16 protein-coding genes are annotated in these 15,039 nt (G+C 67.3%); 4 read left to right on the plus strand and 12 right to left on the minus strand.

Annotated features, from left to right (window positions below; translation table 11 throughout):
• Window positions 1-351 precede the first annotated feature (351 nt).
• Entirely contained in the window at window positions 352-2,619 is a 2,268-nt protein-coding gene (selD, locus tag QZY03_RS09780) for a selenide, water dikinase SelD (RefSeq protein ID WP_295580467.1), read from the plus strand.
• A gap of 80 nt (window positions 2,620-2,699) precedes the next feature.
• On the opposite strand, the gene bioD is transcribed toward selD, so the two are convergent.
• The 5 genes from bioD to bioB are packed head-to-tail and all read right to left on the minus strand — an operon-like array spanning window position 2,700 to window position 7,423.
• Window positions 2,700-3,392 carry a dethiobiotin synthase gene (bioD, locus tag QZY03_RS09785; protein WP_295580469.1) on the minus strand — a complete coding sequence of 231 codons (693 nt, stop codon included), beginning with the start codon at window positions 3,390-3,392 and terminating at the stop codon, window positions 2,700-2,702.
• Complete coding sequence (gene bioC, locus QZY03_RS09790) at window positions 3,392-4,276, minus strand: malonyl-ACP O-methyltransferase BioC (RefSeq protein ID WP_295580471.1); 885 nt, start codon at window positions 4,274-4,276, stop codon at window positions 3,392-3,394. The genes bioD and bioC overlap by 1 nt, the downstream gene beginning before the upstream one ends.
• Before the next feature lie 34 nt (window positions 4,277-4,310).
• Window positions 4,311-5,123, minus strand: coding sequence for a pimeloyl-ACP methyl ester esterase BioH (gene bioH, locus QZY03_RS09795; RefSeq protein ID WP_295580473.1), 813 nt, complete (start codon window positions 5,121-5,123; stop codon window positions 4,311-4,313).
• A complete protein-coding gene (gene bioF / locus QZY03_RS09800) occupies window positions 5,120-6,364 on the minus strand; it encodes an 8-amino-7-oxononanoate synthase (RefSeq protein ID WP_295580475.1) in 1,245 nt (414 codons plus the stop codon). The genes bioH and bioF overlap by 4 nt, the downstream gene beginning before the upstream one ends.
• Before the next feature lie 33 nt (window positions 6,365-6,397).
• A complete protein-coding gene (gene bioB / locus QZY03_RS09805) occupies window positions 6,398-7,423 on the minus strand; it encodes a biotin synthase BioB (protein WP_295580477.1) in 1,026 nt (341 codons plus the stop codon).
• 364 nt (window positions 7,424-7,787) lie between these two features.
• Here bioB and QZY03_RS09810 point away from each other — a divergent pair, with 364 nt between their 5' ends.
• Window positions 7,788-8,246, plus strand: coding sequence for a PAS domain-containing protein (locus tag QZY03_RS09810; protein ID WP_295580479.1), 459 nt, complete (start codon window positions 7,788-7,790; stop codon window positions 8,244-8,246).
• A 295-nt stretch (window positions 8,247-8,541) separates the two neighbouring features.
• On the opposite strand, the gene QZY03_RS09815 is transcribed toward QZY03_RS09810, so the two are convergent.
• The 3 genes from QZY03_RS09815 to QZY03_RS09825 all read right to left on the minus strand — a co-directional run bounded on the left by QZY03_RS09815 (window position 8,542) and on the right by QZY03_RS09825 (window position 9,886).
• Window positions 8,542-8,982: a DUF29 domain-containing protein gene (locus QZY03_RS09815; RefSeq protein WP_295580481.1), complete on the minus strand. Its 441-nt coding sequence runs from the start codon at window positions 8,980-8,982 to the stop codon at window positions 8,542-8,544.
• A gap of 100 nt (window positions 8,983-9,082) precedes the next feature.
• Complete coding sequence (locus QZY03_RS09820) at window positions 9,083-9,433, minus strand: cation transporter (protein WP_363170034.1); 351 nt, start codon at window positions 9,431-9,433, stop codon at window positions 9,083-9,085.
• A 30-nt stretch (window positions 9,434-9,463) separates the two neighbouring features.
• Complete coding sequence (locus QZY03_RS09825; protein ID WP_295580484.1) at window positions 9,464-9,886, minus strand: hypothetical protein; 423 nt, start codon at window positions 9,884-9,886, stop codon at window positions 9,464-9,466.
• Window positions 9,887-9,967: 81 nt separating this feature from the next.
• Between QZY03_RS09825 and QZY03_RS09830 the strand changes: the two genes are divergently transcribed.
• Both QZY03_RS09830 and QZY03_RS09835 read left to right on the plus strand, forming a co-directional pair.
• Window positions 9,968-11,149 (plus strand): glycosyltransferase, encoded by a 1,182-nt coding sequence (locus QZY03_RS09830; RefSeq protein WP_295580485.1) that lies wholly within the window; start codon window positions 9,968-9,970, stop codon window positions 11,147-11,149.
• Between the two features lie 218 nt (window positions 11,150-11,367).
• Window positions 11,368-12,159: a metallophosphoesterase gene (locus tag QZY03_RS09835; RefSeq protein WP_295580487.1), complete on the plus strand. Its 792-nt coding sequence runs from the start codon at window positions 11,368-11,370 to the stop codon at window positions 12,157-12,159.
• Between the two features lie 96 nt (window positions 12,160-12,255).
• Here QZY03_RS09835 and QZY03_RS09840 read toward each other — a convergent pair whose 3' ends face one another.
• From QZY03_RS09840 to QZY03_RS09855, 4 genes are all read right to left on the minus strand, one after another.
• Window positions 12,256-13,020, minus strand: coding sequence for a queuosine precursor transporter (locus QZY03_RS09840; RefSeq protein ID WP_295580489.1), 765 nt, complete (start codon window positions 13,018-13,020; stop codon window positions 12,256-12,258).
• 145 nt (window positions 13,021-13,165) lie between these two features.
• Complete coding sequence (dcd, locus tag QZY03_RS09845; RefSeq protein WP_295580491.1) at window positions 13,166-13,732, minus strand: dCTP deaminase; 567 nt, start codon at window positions 13,730-13,732, stop codon at window positions 13,166-13,168.
• Window positions 13,729-13,860 carry a hypothetical protein gene (locus QZY03_RS09850; protein WP_295580493.1) on the minus strand — a complete coding sequence of 44 codons (132 nt, stop codon included), beginning with the start codon at window positions 13,858-13,860 and terminating at the stop codon, window positions 13,729-13,731. The genes dcd and QZY03_RS09850 overlap by 4 nt, the downstream gene beginning before the upstream one ends.
• 183 nt (window positions 13,861-14,043) lie before the next feature.
• Complete coding sequence (locus QZY03_RS09855) at window positions 14,044-14,895, minus strand: Uma2 family endonuclease (protein WP_295580495.1); 852 nt, start codon at window positions 14,893-14,895, stop codon at window positions 14,044-14,046.
• Window positions 14,896-15,039 lie beyond the last annotated feature (144 nt).

Here is a 15,039-nt window from a genome sequence, read left to right on the forward strand (position 1 = left end):
GACCAGGGCCGCGCGAACGCGATTTCGACGGGCTAACGGTTATGGAGGGCGCATCGGCCACCCCGGACGATGAATGGCCCCCGTGGGAGCGGCGTCCCGCCGCGATGCGGTGCCGCGGTGATCTCGAACGCTGCGGGGACACGCCCGACCCCATCGCGGCGGGACGCCGCTCCCACAGGGTCGCTGCGCGACTTTCACGGTTAAGCCTCGACCTCCGGTTTTTTGCGGCCGGAACGATGATCAAGACCAACCGCGACACCAACGGCGTTCCCTGAGAACGGAGCGGTTCCTGAGGCGGGGTGCGGCGGTTTTTTCTTATCACGATTCATTCAGTCCTGACAGCCGGTTCCTATGCAGTCATCCACTACGCCCGTCATCAAGGATCTGGTACTCGTCGGGGGCGGTCATGCCCATGTGGCCGTGCTGCGCCGTTTCGGCATGAAGCCGGTGCCGGGGCTGCGTCTCACCCTGATCACCCGTGATGTGCATACCCCCTACTCAGGCATGTTGCCCGGCTACCTGGCCGGTCATTACGACTACGATGCCTGCCATATCGATCTGGGGCCGCTGGCCCGGTTCGCCGGGGCGCGCCTCTATCATGCCGAAGTCGAGGGCCTGGATGCAGCGAACCGAAGACTCGAGGTCGCGGGCCGCCCGCCGGTGACCTTCGATCTGCTGTCTATCAACATCGGTTCCCGACCGCGGACCCTGGATGTGCCGGGGGCCGCGGAATTCGCCATCCCGGTCAAGCCCATCGACGCCTTTCTGGTGCGCTGGGAGGCGCTGATCGCGCGCGTGCTGACCAGTCGCGGCCCCTTTCGCATCGGGGTCGTCGGGGGCGGGGCCGGCGGAGTGGAAGTGGTGCTCGCCACCCGGCACCGTCTGCGCCAATGTCTGCGCGAGCGCGGGGATGATCCGGCCCGCCTGAGCTTCAGCCTGCTCACCGCCGGGCCGGTCATCCTGCCGACGCACAACCCCGGCGTGCAGGCCCGCTTTCAGCGTGTGCTCACGGCGCGGGGCATCGCCGTGCTCACCGGGCATCGGGTGCGGGAGGTGACCGCGACGGCGCTGCTGGCGGAGGGTCAGGCGGCTGTTGCGGTCGACGCGACCCTGTGGGTCACCAGCGCGGCGGCGCCGGCCTGGCCCGGCGCGGCGGGGCTCGCGGTGACGGATGAGGGCTTCATCCGGGTCGACACGCACCTGCAATCGGTCTCCCACCCCGGTGTCTTCGCCGCCGGGGATGTGGCCGCGTTGTCCGACCCGCGGCCCAAGTCCGGCGTCTTCGCGGTGCACCAGGGGCCGGTGCTCGCGGAGAATCTGCGGCGCGCCGCGACCGGCCGGCGTCTGGTCGGCTACCGGCCGCAACGGCGCTTCCTGGGCCTCATCAGCACCGGCGACCGCTATGCGGTGGCCTCGCGCGGCGGCTGGTCGCTGGAGGGAGCCTGGCTGTGGCGGGCCAAGGACTGGATCGACCGCCGCTTCATGGCGCGCTTCAATGACCTGCCGCGGATGCCGGCGGACCAGACCGCCCCGGCGCTGGCCGCCGGGCTCGCCGACCAGGCGGCCATCCGCGAGCTGTCCACACTCGCCATGCGCTGCGGCGGCTGTGGCGCCAAGGTCGGCAGCAGCGTGCTGACCAGGGTGATGCAGCGGCTGACGGCCGGGACCCGTGCCGATGTGCTGGTGGGTCTGGACGCGCCGGACGACGCGGCGGTGCTGCTGGTGCCGCCCGGCAAGCTGCTGGTGCAGAGCGTGGACTATTTTCGCGCCTTTCTGGATGACGCCTATCTCTTCGGGCAGATCGCCGCCAATCACGCCCTGGGCGATCTGTTCGCCATGGGCGCCGAGCCCCAGTCGGTGCTCGCCATTGCCACCGTTCCCTATGGCCTGGAGCGGGTGGTGGAAGAGACCCTGCACGACCTCATGCGCGGCGCCCTGGCCAGTGTCGGTCCGACCGGCGCCGTGCTGGCCGGCGGGCACTCCAGCGAGGGCGCCGAACTGGCCTTCGGACTCACGGTCAACGGTCTGGTCGATCCCGACACCATCTGGCGCAAGGGCGGTCTCCAACCCGGCGACTGTCTGATTCTCACCAAACCGCTCGGCACCGGCACCCTGTTCGCTGCGGACATGCGTCGGCAGGCCAAGGGACGCTGGATCGACGCCGCGCTCGCGTCCATGATCCTCTCCAGCCAAGCCGCCGCGGCCTGCCTGGGGCGCCACGGCGTCACCGCCTGTACCGACGTAACCGGCTTTGGGCTCCTGGGCCATCTGGTGGAGATGACCCGCGCCTCCGGCGTGGATGCCGTGCTGGACCTCGCGGCCATCCCCCTGCTGGACGGCGCCGCCCAGACCGTCGCCGCCGGCATCCTCTCGTCACTCCAGCCCCAGAACCTGCGGCTGCGCCGCGCCGTGCGGGATCTGGAGCAAACCGCCCGGCATCCACTGTTCCCGCTGCTGTTCGACCCCCAGACCGCCGGCGGACTCCTGGCCGGAGTCCCGGCGCACCAGGCCACCGCCTGCGTCGCCGAACTGCACGCCCGCGGCTATCCGGCCGCCCGGATCATCGGGCGCATCGAAGCTGCCGGCGCGGCCGAGGAGCCCATCACTGTCAATCACTGAACCAGGGCACCGATCCAACCGAACTCGCAACGCCATTCCGGCGTCTTCCCGGAATAACGGGGGGTGCTTTTCCAGCCATTTCAGGTGAAACGGGTGACGAGTTCCAGCCATTCGGGATGAAGGAGTCCGGCCAGTGCGTCCGGCACGGGCGCCTCCCGCCAGGGGATGACGCCGAGGCAGGGGGCGTCGAGCCGTGCGGCGAGTGTCGCCAGGTTTTCGGCGCCGGCTTGCAGTTCGGGGTCGATGCGGTTGCCGACCCAGCCGGCCAATGGGCTGCCTTTGGCGCGGATGCTCTCGGCGGTAAGCAGGGCGTGGTTGAGGCAGCCGAGTTTGAGTCCGACGACCAGGATGACCGGCAGCGCCAGGGCCTTGGGGAGGTCACTGACCGAGAGTGTGGGGCTCAGGGGGACGCGCCAGCCGCCGACGCCCTCGACGATGACCAGGTCACACGCGGCGCTCAGGGCACGGTAGGCGTCGGCGATGGTGTCGAGCCTGATCTCGACTCCGGCCCGGCGCGCGGCGATGTGGGGGGCGATGGGGGGGATGAAGGCGTAGGGGTTGATCAGGTCATAGGGTGCGGCAATGCTGCCTTGCGTCTGGAGGCGCAGGGCGTCGGCATTGCGTGGTCCCTGGGGGCTCGGGTCACAGCCGGAGGCGACGGGTTTCATGCCGAGCACCCGCACACCGCGTGCCTGCCGGGCGGCCATGAGGGCCAGGCTGATCTCGGTCTTGCCGCAGTGGGTGTCGGTGCCGGTGACGAAGACGCCGCGCATCAGGCGCCCTGCCGGCTGCCAACCCGGCCGCCAACCCGACCAATGGCGCTGACGGGGACGGCAATGCCCCCGGCCATGGGTTTCTGCTGGGGTGCCCAGGCGTGTCCGTAGACGACTTCGTAGCTGGCGGGCAGCCGGCCCTCGCGGCGGCGGTGTTCGTAGGCGGATTCGAGTGCCGCCAGACGGCGGGGGCCGGTCAGCCCGCGGGGGCGTTCGGCGGTGGCGTTGTGGGCGCCGATGCCTTTCAGGTCTCGCATCAGATCGCGTAGCCGGGTGTAGGTGACCGTCAGCCGCTCGGTGTCCATCACCGGGTCGGCGAAGCGCGCCCGCACCAGCGCATCGCCCACATCGTGCATGTCCGCGAAGGGGCTGACGTGCGAATAGCCGTCGACGCTGGACCAGTCGGCGCGCAATTCCTTGAGCGTATCCGGACCGAAGGTGGTGAACATCAGCAGGCCGCCGGGCGCCAGCACGCGCAGGCACTCGGTGAAGGCGGCGTCGAGGTCGTTGCACCATTGGAAGGTGGTGTTGGACACAATCAGATCGAAGGCCCCGTCGGCGAGCGGCAGGCGTTCGGCGTCGCCGCACACACACAGCGGGCGGCGCAGCCAACTGCCGCGGCGGCGGGCATGCAGCAGCATGGGTTGTGCGAAGTCGAGCGCGATCAGCCGTGCCCGGCGGTAGCGGCGGCGCAGCGCGTCGAGCGCGTAGCCGGTGCCGGCGCCCAGATCCAGCACCCGCCGGGGCTCCAGGCGCACATAGTCGAGCCGTTCCAGGAGGCGGTCGGCGATCTCCCGTTGCAGCACGGCCGCGGCGTCATAGCCGGGTGCGGCGCGCTCGAATGCGCGGCGGGCGCGATGTTTGTCGATGGGTGGCGGGGTCATGATGGATTTGTTTCACTCACGAGTGAACGGTTCCTCAGACGTCGAGTCCGGCCAGGAATGACTCGATGGCGTCCGCGGTTTCGCGCGGATGGGAGAGGAAAGGGGCATGGGCCGCGCCCTGGATGACCTGGGTCCGCGCCTTGTCGTTCAGCAATTCCACCCGCGCGGCGACGCCCGACGGGACCAGGGTGTCGCGGTCACCGAAGATCCACAGGGACGGACAGCGCAGGTCCGGCAGGGGGCCGCGCAGGTCTTCGTCGCGCAGCAGGTCGAGTCCGAGCGCCAGGGCGTCCGGGTGGGGCGCCGGGCGCCGGGTCAGTTCATGGCGCAGGGTGCGCAGCACCTCGCGCGCATGGTCGCTCCCGCGGACCTGGGTGACCAGGAAGCGGCTCAGGGTTCCGGCGGGGTCCGCGAGCAGGCCGTCATGGAACTGGGCGAGGGTGGACTCGGGCATGGCCGGGGTCCAGTCCGCGGCGCGGATGAAGCGTGGGGAGGTGGTCATGAGGATGAGCGCGCGCACCCGTTTGGGTGCCCGCAAGGCGGCGGCCAGGGCCACCAGGCCCCCAAGTGACCAGCCGAGCCAGACGGCCCGCGGCGGCGCGGCGGCCAGGCAGGCGTCGGCCCAGCGCCACAGGCATCCGTAGCCCGCCGCCCAGGCGGGCTCAAAGGGGCTTTCGCCGTGGCCGGGGAGCTCGATGCGGTGCTGCACCCGATGGGCGGTGAGGCCCGCGGGCAAGGCGTCCCAAACCGCGGCGTTCATGCCCCAGCCGTGGAGCAGGACCAGTTCGTTGTCCGCGCTGTTGTCCGGGGTATCGAGGGCGCCGATGACGTCGGCCAAGGTGTTCATGCGGACTCCGCGGGGTCGTTCGATGGGCGTCGCGTGGCGTTCATAGGCGGCTCGTTCTTATGCTCGGTGGTGGCTGAATCCAGACCGGGCAACACGGCCAGTGCCGTGAGCAGCCGGTCCAGGTCCGCATCGGTATGGGCGGCACTGAGGGTGACGCGCAGCCGCGCCGTGCCTTCGGGGACCGTGGGCGGGCGGATCGCGGTCACCAGGATGCCGGCCGTTTCCAGGGCCCGACTCCAGTGCAGGGCGCGGGCGCTGCTGCCGGCCAGGATCGGCTGGATCGGCGTCGCCGAGTCCGCCAGCGGCAGGCCGAGTTGGACCGCGCCCTGCCGGAAGCGCGCGATCAGCGTGCGCAGCCGTTCACGCCGCCAGTCGTCCCGGCGCGCCAGGGCCAGGCTGACCAGGGTCGCCTCGGCCAGGGCCGGCGGGGTGGCGGTGGTGTAGATATAGGGGCGGGCACGCTGAATCAGGGTTTCGATCAGGTCGTGCGACCCGGCGACAAAGGCCCCGAAGGTGCCCAGGGCCTTGCCCAGGGTGCCCATCAGGATCGGCACCTGCCCGGCGCCGAGCCCGCAATGGTCCAGGCTGCCTCGTCCCTCGCGGCCCAGCACACCAAGCCCGTGGGCGTCGTCGACCAGGAGCCAGGCGCCGGTCCGTGCGGCGATGGCGGCCAGATCGGGCAGGGGCGCCAGGTCGCCGTCCATGCTGAAGACCCCGTCGGTGGCGATCAGCCGCATCCGCGCGGTCTGCGCGAGCCGCGTGAGTGCCGCGGCATCGGCGTGGGGGTAACGGCGCAGGGTGGCGCGGGCGAGCAGGGCGCCGTCGAGCAGTGAGGCGTGGTTGCGGCGGTCTTCGAAGACCGTGTCGCCGCGTCCGGCCAGTGCGCTGATGACCCCCAGATTGGCCATATAGCCGGTGGAGAACAGCAGCGCGCGCGGATACCCGGTGAATTCGGCCAGGGCCTCTTCCAGGGCCTGGTGCGCGGCGCTATGGCCGTTCACCAGATGGGCGGCGCCGCTGCCGACGCCCCAGCGCGCCGCGCCCCGCTGCAGGGCGGCGATGACCTCCGGGTGATTGGCCAGGCCCAGGTAGTCGTTGCTGCAGAAGGCGAGCATGGGCCGGCCGTCGGTGCTCCCCTGGGGTTGCTGGGGGCCGCCCTGGATGCGCCGCTGCCGATAGAGCCCGGCCGTACGCCGGTGTTCGAGGTCGGCCCTGAGGTCCAATGAATCTAAATCAGGCAATTGTTGACACCAAGGCGGTGGGACCTCACTTGGTCAGGCCGACGCGTGGCCGTGTGGCCGATGACAGCCGCCCGGCTCCTGGCGTTCCGGTTCCAAGGCTTCGAAGCGCAGGCCCAGGCGCTCGAAGAGCGCGTGATCGCGGTCGGACGCCGCGTTTGGCGTGGTGAGCAGGCGCTCGCCGTAGAAGACCGAGTTGGCGCCGGCGAAATAGCACAGGGCCTGGAGTTCATCGCTCATGGTCGAGCGTCCGGCGGATAGCCGCACATAGGAACCCGGCATCAGACACCGGGCGGCGGCCACGGTGCGGACGAACTCCAGCGGGTCCAGCGGGGCCGTGCCGAAGAGCGGGGTGCCCTCGACCTGAACCAGCAGATTGATCGGGACGGACTCGGGGTGCGCCGGCAGGTTGGCGAGTTGGCGCAGCAGTGACGCGCGGTCGCGCCGCGATTCGCCCATCCCGAGGATGCCGCCGCTGCAGGTCTTCAGGCCCGCGGCGCGCACGTGCTCCAGGGTTTCCAGCCGGTCCTGGTAGGTGCGGGTGCTGATGACCTGACCATAGAACTCGGGGGAGGTGTCCAGATTGTGGTTGTAGTAATCCAGTCCCGCCGCTTTGAGCCGCAGGGCTTGACCGGCGGTCAGCATGCCGAGGGTGACGCAGGTCTCCAGACCCAGGTCATGGACGGCGGCCACCATGGCGGCCACCTGGTCCAGGTGTCGGTCGCTCGGGTTGCGCCAGGCCGCGCCCATGCAGAAGCGGGTGGCGCCCTGGGTTTTGGCGTCCCGAGCCGCGGTCAGCACCGCGTCCAATGGCAGCAGGGGTTCGCGCGGCAGGCCGGTTTCATGGTGCGCGCTCTGGGAGCAGTAACCGCAATCCTCGGGACAGGCGCCGGTCTTGATGCTCAGGAGGGTGCTGACCTGGACCTGGTTGGGCGCGAAACAGGCGCGATGGACGTGTTGCGCCTGGAGCAGCAGGTCGTTGAAGGGGAGGTCGAGCAGCGCCTGGACTTCGTCGAGGGTCCAGTCATGACGGAGTTGGGGATGGTCATCGCGAGCGGGCATCTGAATATGGGTCTCTGGTTGGCCGGGTGTCAGGGCCGGGGTCGGCGCGGGGTTCGCGGTCGTGACGGTTGCCGAAGGCCCGAGACACCGCCGACGCGCGGGCAGGCGCAGGGCGAAAGCCGGGGATCCTAGCTGACCGGGGGTCGTTGTCAACCTGCGCGGGAGTTTTTGGTTGACGGTGTGGTCGCCGCCGGTCCTGGGGGTACGATCAGCAGCGATAGGGTTTGCCGGGGCCGGGCCTTTCGGTAGGATGGGCAGAGCGGGAGCGATGCCCATCCTACGCGGGTCTGCGACCACATTATTTTTGACCGCATCCGTCGTCGGGCTGCTCATCTCAAGCTGGGTCGTCAATCATAGGCACACCATGGAATTCATCATCGACAAAGACGCGGGGCTGATCCCTCATGTGCTCGGGCAGATACTGGATACCTGTGTCAATGGCATCACGCTGTCCGACCCGAACCAACCCGACAATCCGCTGGTCTATGCCAACGCCGCCTTCGAGCTGATCACCGGCTATGATCGCGCGGAGATGCTGGGGCGCAACTGCCGCTTTCTCCAGGGCGACGATCGGAGTCAGCCGCAGGTGCGGCGGATCAGTGAGGCCATTCGCGAGCGCAAGCGGGTGACCGTCACCCTGCGCAACTACCGCAAGGATGGCACCATGTTTTATAACCGCTTCACCCTGCGGCCGCTGTTCGACAAAGCGGGCCGCCTGATCTATTTCCTGGGCATCCAATACGACGTCTCGGAGTCGGTCCGCGCGCGCGATGAACTTGATCGGCTCAATGCCATGCTGGAGCGGCTGGGTGAGGTCTCTTGAGGGGGCTTCATCATCTCCTCAACCGGAGGCCGAGGCTTTACCGGACCAAGCCGCGTGGAAGCGATGACGGCCGGCTAACGGCCATGGAAGGAGCATCAAGCCACCCCGGAAGAGGAAAGTCCCCCGTGGGAGCGGCGTCCCGCCGCGATGCGGTGCCACGGTGACCGCGAACGCTGCGATGACGCGCCCGGCCCCATCGCGGCCGGAGGCCGCTCCCACGGGGTCGCTGCGCGACGTTCACGGTAGAGCATCGGCCTCCGGCCTTCTGCGGCCGGAACGGCGATCATGGTTTACTTCAAACGGCGCTCGGCAGCCAGTCCTGCGCGAGAATATCCGCAAGAGCCCAGGGACACTCGTCAGGGAATCCACCCATTCCGGTCTCATTGATAGCAAGCGTGACGGCATCCGCCCAGATCGCTCCTTGCCATTCCGGATCGGCGAGTCTGGATTTCAGGCTGGGGACTTGTTTGAGATGGAAGGCGAGCGCCCGGCGCTGCTCCTTGATGGTGCGCTTCCAACTGGCGCTTTGGCGTTCCGGTTGATATTGCCATTTGAGCAGGTGAGCGATCAACACGGCCATGCGGCTGGCGAGTTCCCGTTGTTCGCTCTTGCCCACGTCTTCGATTTCCTCGGCAATATGTTCGAGGTCGAGCTGATCGAACTGTCCGGCACGGATCAGCCGCGCCTGCTCGCTCGACCAGGCAACGACGTCTGTTTCGTAGCTCGTGGCAGTCATAGTTGTTACCCGATGGTCGAGATCCCGCGCGACCCCATCGCGGCCGGAGGCCGCTCCCACGGGGTCGCCGTGGGGCGTTCACGGTCGCATGCTGAGCATATCATGCTGGTCGCGAATTGCTCTTTTCAGGTTGTATCAGTCCGACGGCCACCCGCATGGTGCTGCGCGTCGGCGGCATGGGTGGTACGCGCAATGCCCGTACGGATTGTTTTAAAACGCCGAGGGCAGAACCGAGAAATAAGCTGGCGATGAGAACGCCGACGAGGATGTCAGGCCAGCGGGAGAGCAGCAGGACGCCGGCCACGGCCGCCGCCAGGACCGCGACATTGGCAATCAGATCGTTGCGCGAGCACAGCCAGGTTGAACTCATGTTGAGGTTGTCCGCGCGATGGCGGTAGAGCAGCCTTTGTTTTCGCAGCAGTTGGCCACTTTGGTGTTGCTCCCGATGGATCGTTCGGCCTTCGGTCGTCGCGGCCTTTGGTCAGTCGGCCGCGCTCTTGCTCCCCTTGCCGGTGGGGCCTTTGTCGCGGCCGAGCGTGCGAATCAAGGTCATGCTAGCATTGAAAAAATCATCATTCGGATGCGCCTTGCAGTGGGTGCGGATGCGCCCCAGGGCGGCCTCCAGTTCGGCCCCGCGCAGCACGTCGGAGGCGGTCGCCAGGTTGATTCCGGTGACGAATCCGGCCAGCCATTCCCGATAGCGCAGGGCGTCCTCGCTGCCGAGCGCCGCCGGCGTGTCAACGCCTGGTGCCGCCGCCAGGAAGTCGCCGCACGATTTGACCCCATAGCCCCATAAGGTCGGGGCCGGCGCCGCGTGCGCGGGCCGGCCGACCCAGGGCGTGGCGATGATGGTGGCGAGCAGGGCGGCGACGGCGGGTCTGCTAACCCTGGTGATTCTGGTCATGTCATGATTCCTTAACAAGGCGGGCGGCTGTGAGCCGTACCATTTCAAGATTTGCCGATGACCAGGAGCACTCAAGCTTCCATGCGCGTACTCATGATCTCCGATGTCTACTTTCCGCGGGTCAATGGGGTCTCGACCTCGATCCAGACCTTCGCCCGCGCGTTCGTGGGCAAGGGCCATCAGGTGACCTTGATCGCCCCGGACTACGGCCAGCAGGCGCCCGAGCCCTTCGAGGTCATCCGCATTCCCTCCCGGTATCTGCCGCTGGACCCGGAAGATCGCGTGTTGCGTGTGCGTGCGCTGCGGCGGGAGGGCGAGGGCCTGGCGCGTCGGGGTTTCGATCTGGTGCACATTCATACCCCGTTCATCGCTCACTACAGCGGGGTCGCATTGGCGCGCCGACTCGGTGTCCCGACGGTGGAAAGTTACCATACCTTCTTCGAGCAGTACCTGGACAAGTATGTCCCGCTGATCCCGTCGGCCTGGTTGCGGCTGGCCGCCCGGTATTTCTCCGCCGCCCAGTGCAACGACGTCGATGCCCTGGCGGTGCCCTCGCACGCCATGCTCGCGGTCCTCAAGCGCTATGGCGTCAAGACCCCGGCCGCCGTGATCCCGACGGGGATCGAACTCGATCAGTTCAGCCGCGGCGATGGGGCCGCCTTTCGCGCGCGCCAGGGGATCGCGCCGGGCCGTCCGGTGATGGTGCATGTGGGGCGCCTCGCGTATGAGAAGAATATCGACTTTCTGTTGCGGGTGCTGGTCGAGGTGAAGCGACAGATCCCGGACGTGCTGCTGGTGATCGCCGGCGAGGGTCCCGCGCGGCGCTCCCTGGAGCGCCAGGCGCGCGCACTGGGGCTGGCCGACCACACCTGTTTCGTCGGCTATCTGAATCGCGATGGGGCACTGGAGGACTGTTACCGCGCCGGTGACGTCTTCGTGTTCGCCTCCAACACCGAGACCCAGGGCTTGGTGCTGCTGGAGGCGCTGGCCCTGGGTGTGCCGGTGGTGTCCACCGCGGTCATGGGCACCGCGGAGGTGCTGGAGGAGGGCCGCGGCTGTCTGATCGCCCGCGAGGACGAGCGGGAGTTCGCCGACAAGGTGGTGCGGGTGCTCGTCGACCCGGACTTGCGGGATGCGTTGAGGCGGGAGGCGAGCCGCTATGCCAAGGCCTGGTCCGCGCCGGTGATGGCGGACCGGATGTTGGCGTTCTACGGGGAGATCATCGGTCGGGGTCAGGGGGCGGACATCCTTCGTCACGATTGAACCTAAATCCGGTAATTGCTTGTCCGACCCGTTTGCATCCGGGGTATTCGGGGCATACATTAATCGTTCAAGCGTGGTTCGTGCGCTCCCACGGCGGGATCAGCCGAGCCTGTCCTGCCCGGCCAGCCAGCCGACGCGCAGCGCCCAGGGGTGCCGCGGGAGCGGTCACCGTGCCTCACTGACCGAGTTGTTAGGCGATTGCCTTTTTCCCAAAATCCGTGTCGATCGTCGAACATGTCGATTTGTCCGCTCACCCGGGCCGCGTTTTCGTGGTCGGCGATCTGCACGGCATGGTGCATGCGCTGGAGCGGCTGCTGGACAGCGCCGGGTTCGACCCGCAACAGGATCTGGTCTGGTCATTGGGCGATCTGATCGATCGTGGTCCGTTTTCATCGCAGTGTCTGGATCTCCTGCAGCAGCCCTGGTTTCGCGCCATCCGCGGGAACCATGAGCAACTGATGCTCGACGCCATCGTTGACGATGAGACCTGGCTGCAATGGATCGTCAACGGCGGCGATTGGGCACTGGATTACCCCTGGAATGATCCCGCGGTGCGCGGTCGGGTCGAGGCCTTGCCCTGGGCGGCGGACCTGGTGACGGGGGTGGGGCGGATCGGTTTGATCCATGCGGACGTGGATCGGATGAGTGACTGGCCGCAACTCCTGGAGGCGCTGGAGCAGGGGCGCGGTGTGGTCCGCCAGACCGCGCTCTGGTCGCGCGGCAGCGCCAACCAGGCATGGCGCGGTCTGCCCGGCAGGCAGATTGCCGGGGTCGAGTTGGTGCTGGTCGGTCACACCATCATGGATCATGCCTTCCAATGGGGCAATATGTGGTTCCTGGACTCGGGTGCTGTGATCAGCGATGACCCCAGCGCGGCGCTCTCCATGCTGGAGATCCACCCTGCCGTCAAGCTGTGGTCCGTGCCCACGACCCAGGATCCGGCCGCCGCGTACTGGTGGTCCCAGCAACTCGATCGGCTCGCCGCCGTGATGGCGCGGCGGTGTGCGTAGTCAGGGCTTCCAGCCCTGATGGTGTCAGGCCAGGATGGCCTGACTACGCACCCGGCGCGAGGCCCGCGGTCGGGATGCTAACTCCTGGGAATCGCTTTAGGCTCCCGCCGCCGCCCGCGCCTTGAGCGCCTGTGACTGCTCCGGACCCAGATAGGCGTCGATCAGCGCCCGCCCCAGGTAGATCAACGGCGTGAGTGCGATGGCAACCACGAACTTATAGACATAGTTGACCGTCCCCACCGCCAGGAACAGCTCCGTGGACCACTGCTGCGGGCCGAGCACGAAGGCGATATAGAGCACCACAAAGCTGTCCACCAGTTGGGAAATCAGGGTCGATCCGGTCGCCCTGGCCCACACCATCCGGTCCCCGGTGACCCGCCGCACCCGGTGGAAGACGGACACGTCGATGATCTGGCCGATCAGAAACGCGGTGACCGACCCCACGATGATCCATTGTCCCTGGCCGAAGATCACGGCAAAGGCCGCCTGCATATCCGGTACGCCCTGATCGGCCTGGATGCCGACCCACCAACTCGCGGGTGTCAGGCCGATCGCCAGATAGGCGAAGAGAAAGGCATAGATGATCAACCCGACCACGAGATACGACAGCAAGCGCACCCCGCGCTTGCCGAAATACTCGTTGATGATGTCGGTCATCATGAAGACCACCGGCCACAACAGCACGCCGGCGGTGAAGTTGAGTGACCCGGATTGGCCGAACAGGTTCCAGTCGAAGGGGGCGAGCCCCAGGGTTTCTTCCAGCGCGAAGATCTTAACGCCGATGAACTCGGCGATGATGGCGTTGGCGATGAAAAAACCCGCCAGCAAGAGGAACAGGATGGTGGGGCGATCGAACTTCATGGGGTTGGCTTCCGTGGCTTGAACGATTGCCTCAGTAACGAGTCAGAAATCAGTGAAACAACGATAGCGAGAGACGCCGAAGGCGTTTCCTCATGGACTTGTTTCGCTTGTTAATGAACGGTTCCTTAGCCAGCCGCCGGCCGCGTCACGACTTGGGCAGGGTCACCCCACGTTGTCCCTGATATTTGCCGCAGCGGTCCTTGTACGAGGTCTCACAGATTTCGTCGGCTCCGAAAAACAGGATCTGGGCCACCCCTTCGTTGGCGTAAATCTTGGCGGGCAGGGTGGTGGTATTGGAAAACTCCAGGGTCACATGACCCTCCCATTCCGGTTCCAGCGGGGTCACGTTCACGATGATACCGCACCGGGCATAGGTGGATTTCCCGAGACAAATCACCAATACATCCCGTGGTATCCGGAAATACTCCACCGTGCGGGCCAGCGCGAACGAGTTCGGCGGGATGATGCAGACATCGGACTTCAGATCCACAAAGCTGTTGGAGTCGAAGTTCTTGGGGTCGACGATAGCGGAGTTGATGTTCGTGAAGATCTTGAATTCGTTGGCGCAGCGGATGTCGTAGCCGTAACTCGAGGTGCCGTAGGAGATCACCCGTCCGGCCTCACCCTCGCGCACCTGTCCGGATTCAAAGGGCTCGATCATGCCGTTTTCGGCGGCCATACGGCGGATCCAACGGTCGGACTTGATGGTCATCGCATGCGCGGGTCTTGGTTGCTGTTGTCACCCGACAGGTTACACCGGGCGGGGGCGTCAGGGCAAAATTCCGCCGTCGGCAGCGTGCCGACGGCGAGGTCGATGGTGGATGCGCTGCGCTTATCCACCCTACGAATCCAGCTCCGTCGTAGGGTGGATAAGGCGCGCCGCTCGGCGTCAGGGATTTGTTACAGCGGTCGGGCGTGCCGCATCCACCAGGGGTCGCGCGATGCCGCCCAAATTTGGAACTGCTGTCCGCCACGCAATCTGGCAGCGGTCCGATTCGCGGTCGCGCGGTGATCCTTAAGCGATTACCGGACCTGATGGAAATCGCCCATAGCGAAGAGCGCGGCGGGATCGGTTACCCGCGTTGCCGCGCGCAGCCAGCGCTTGAGCTGATCGTGGTCGCGGCAGGCGTGGATCCGTGCCGCGAGGTCCGGTGCCACCGTCAGGCCGCGCTCCGCGAGCAGTGTCAGGATCGCATCGGCGATGCCCTCGCCGCGCCCTTCCTCCCGCCCTTCCTCTCGTCCTTCCTCTCGTCCTTCCTCCCGTCCTTCCTCCCGTCCTTCCTCCCGTACCGCGTCCAGATCCGCATAGCCGGCCCGCTGCAACAGGTTGCGCAGCGCCGCTCGATCGGCCGCCGCGCGCTCAAACAACGCCTCCACCGGGATCGGGTTACGCAGCACGCCGGGGGCGGTGAGCGACTCGCCGATCGTCGCGACCCGCATCGGTTCGCCGGAACGATAGACCTCCACCCGGCGCGGCCCCAGCAGCCGCACGACCCAAATATAGCGGCTCCCGCCCCCCAGCAGTTCGGCAATCTTGGTCTGAAGGTCGGATTCATCTTGCCCGACCCCAGCGTACTCGACCGCCAGGAGCGGCACACCTGGGATCCACCCGCGACCGTCGGGCGGGGCCGCGACGGCGACATCGGGTGCCCGCAGGGTTCCCGGTTCGGGCGCGAACCCGGCGTCAACCCCGGCCCATTCGACGTCGGGGTCGCTCGCGATCACCGCGGCGCCGGTCAGGCTGCGGCCCGCGTGCTCAGGCCCCGCCGGAGCGCAATAAATCGGGTGTCCGCTGGACAGTTCGTAGCGGTCCCCGTCCTTCAACTGATTGGCCTGGAAAGGCCCCGGTGCGGATCGAACTGCTGATTCACCCATGGGATCATCCTCGTACAGCGATTGGCAGGATCGGCCGGCACGCCCCACGCGCGACGCGGATCGGCGCCCGCGGCCTTGATCATTCATCCGGCCAGACCCAAGCCGGCCCGCGTCGCGGCCGTGGGCCGCTCCTACCGTAGGAGC

Origin of the sequence: uncultured Lamprocystis sp. (genome assembly GCF_903933125.1) — a bacterium.
Taxonomy (GTDB): domain Bacteria; phylum Pseudomonadota; class Gammaproteobacteria; order Chromatiales; family Chromatiaceae; genus Thiodictyon.

What these genes read in the sequence shown, in the direction of transcription:
- dcd (WP_295580491.1), bottom strand. Translation starts at nt 13,732, where the DNA reads ATGACCATCAAGTCCGACCGTTGGATCCGCCGTATGGCCGCCGAAAAC.
- QZY03_RS09840 (WP_295580489.1), bottom strand. Translation starts at nt 13,020, where the DNA reads ATGAAGTTCGATCGCCCCACCATCCTGTTCCTCTTGCTGGCGGGTTTT.
- bioH (WP_295580473.1), bottom strand. Translation starts at nt 5,123, where the DNA reads ATGAACACCTTGGCCGACGTCATCGGCGCCCTCGATACCCCGGACAAC.
- bioD (WP_295580469.1), bottom strand. Translation starts at nt 3,392, where the DNA reads ATGCGCGGCGTCTTCGTCACCGGCACCGACACCCACTGCGGCAAGACC.
- bioB (WP_295580477.1), bottom strand. Translation starts at nt 7,423, where the DNA reads ATGCCCGCTCGCGATGACCATCCCCAACTCCGTCATGACTGGACCCTC.
- QZY03_RS09825 (WP_295580484.1), bottom strand. Translation starts at nt 9,886, where the DNA reads ATGACCAGAATCACCAGGGTTAGCAGACCCGCCGTCGCCGCCCTGCTC.
- QZY03_RS09810 (WP_295580479.1), top strand. Translation starts at nt 7,788, where the DNA reads ATGGAATTCATCATCGACAAAGACGCGGGGCTGATCCCTCATGTGCTC.
- QZY03_RS09830 (WP_295580485.1), top strand. Translation starts at nt 9,968, where the DNA reads ATGCGCGTACTCATGATCTCCGATGTCTACTTTCCGCGGGTCAATGGG.
- QZY03_RS09815 (WP_295580481.1), bottom strand. Translation starts at nt 8,982, where the DNA reads ATGACTGCCACGAGCTACGAAACAGACGTCGTTGCCTGGTCGAGCGAG.
- selD (WP_295580467.1), top strand. Translation starts at nt 352, where the DNA reads ATGCAGTCATCCACTACGCCCGTCATCAAGGATCTGGTACTCGTCGGG.
- bioC (WP_295580471.1), bottom strand. Translation starts at nt 4,276, where the DNA reads ATGACCCCGCCACCCATCGACAAACATCGCGCCCGCCGCGCATTCGAG.
- QZY03_RS09855 (WP_295580495.1), bottom strand. Translation starts at nt 14,895, where the DNA reads ATGGGTGAATCAGCAGTTCGATCCGCACCGGGGCCTTTCCAGGCCAAT.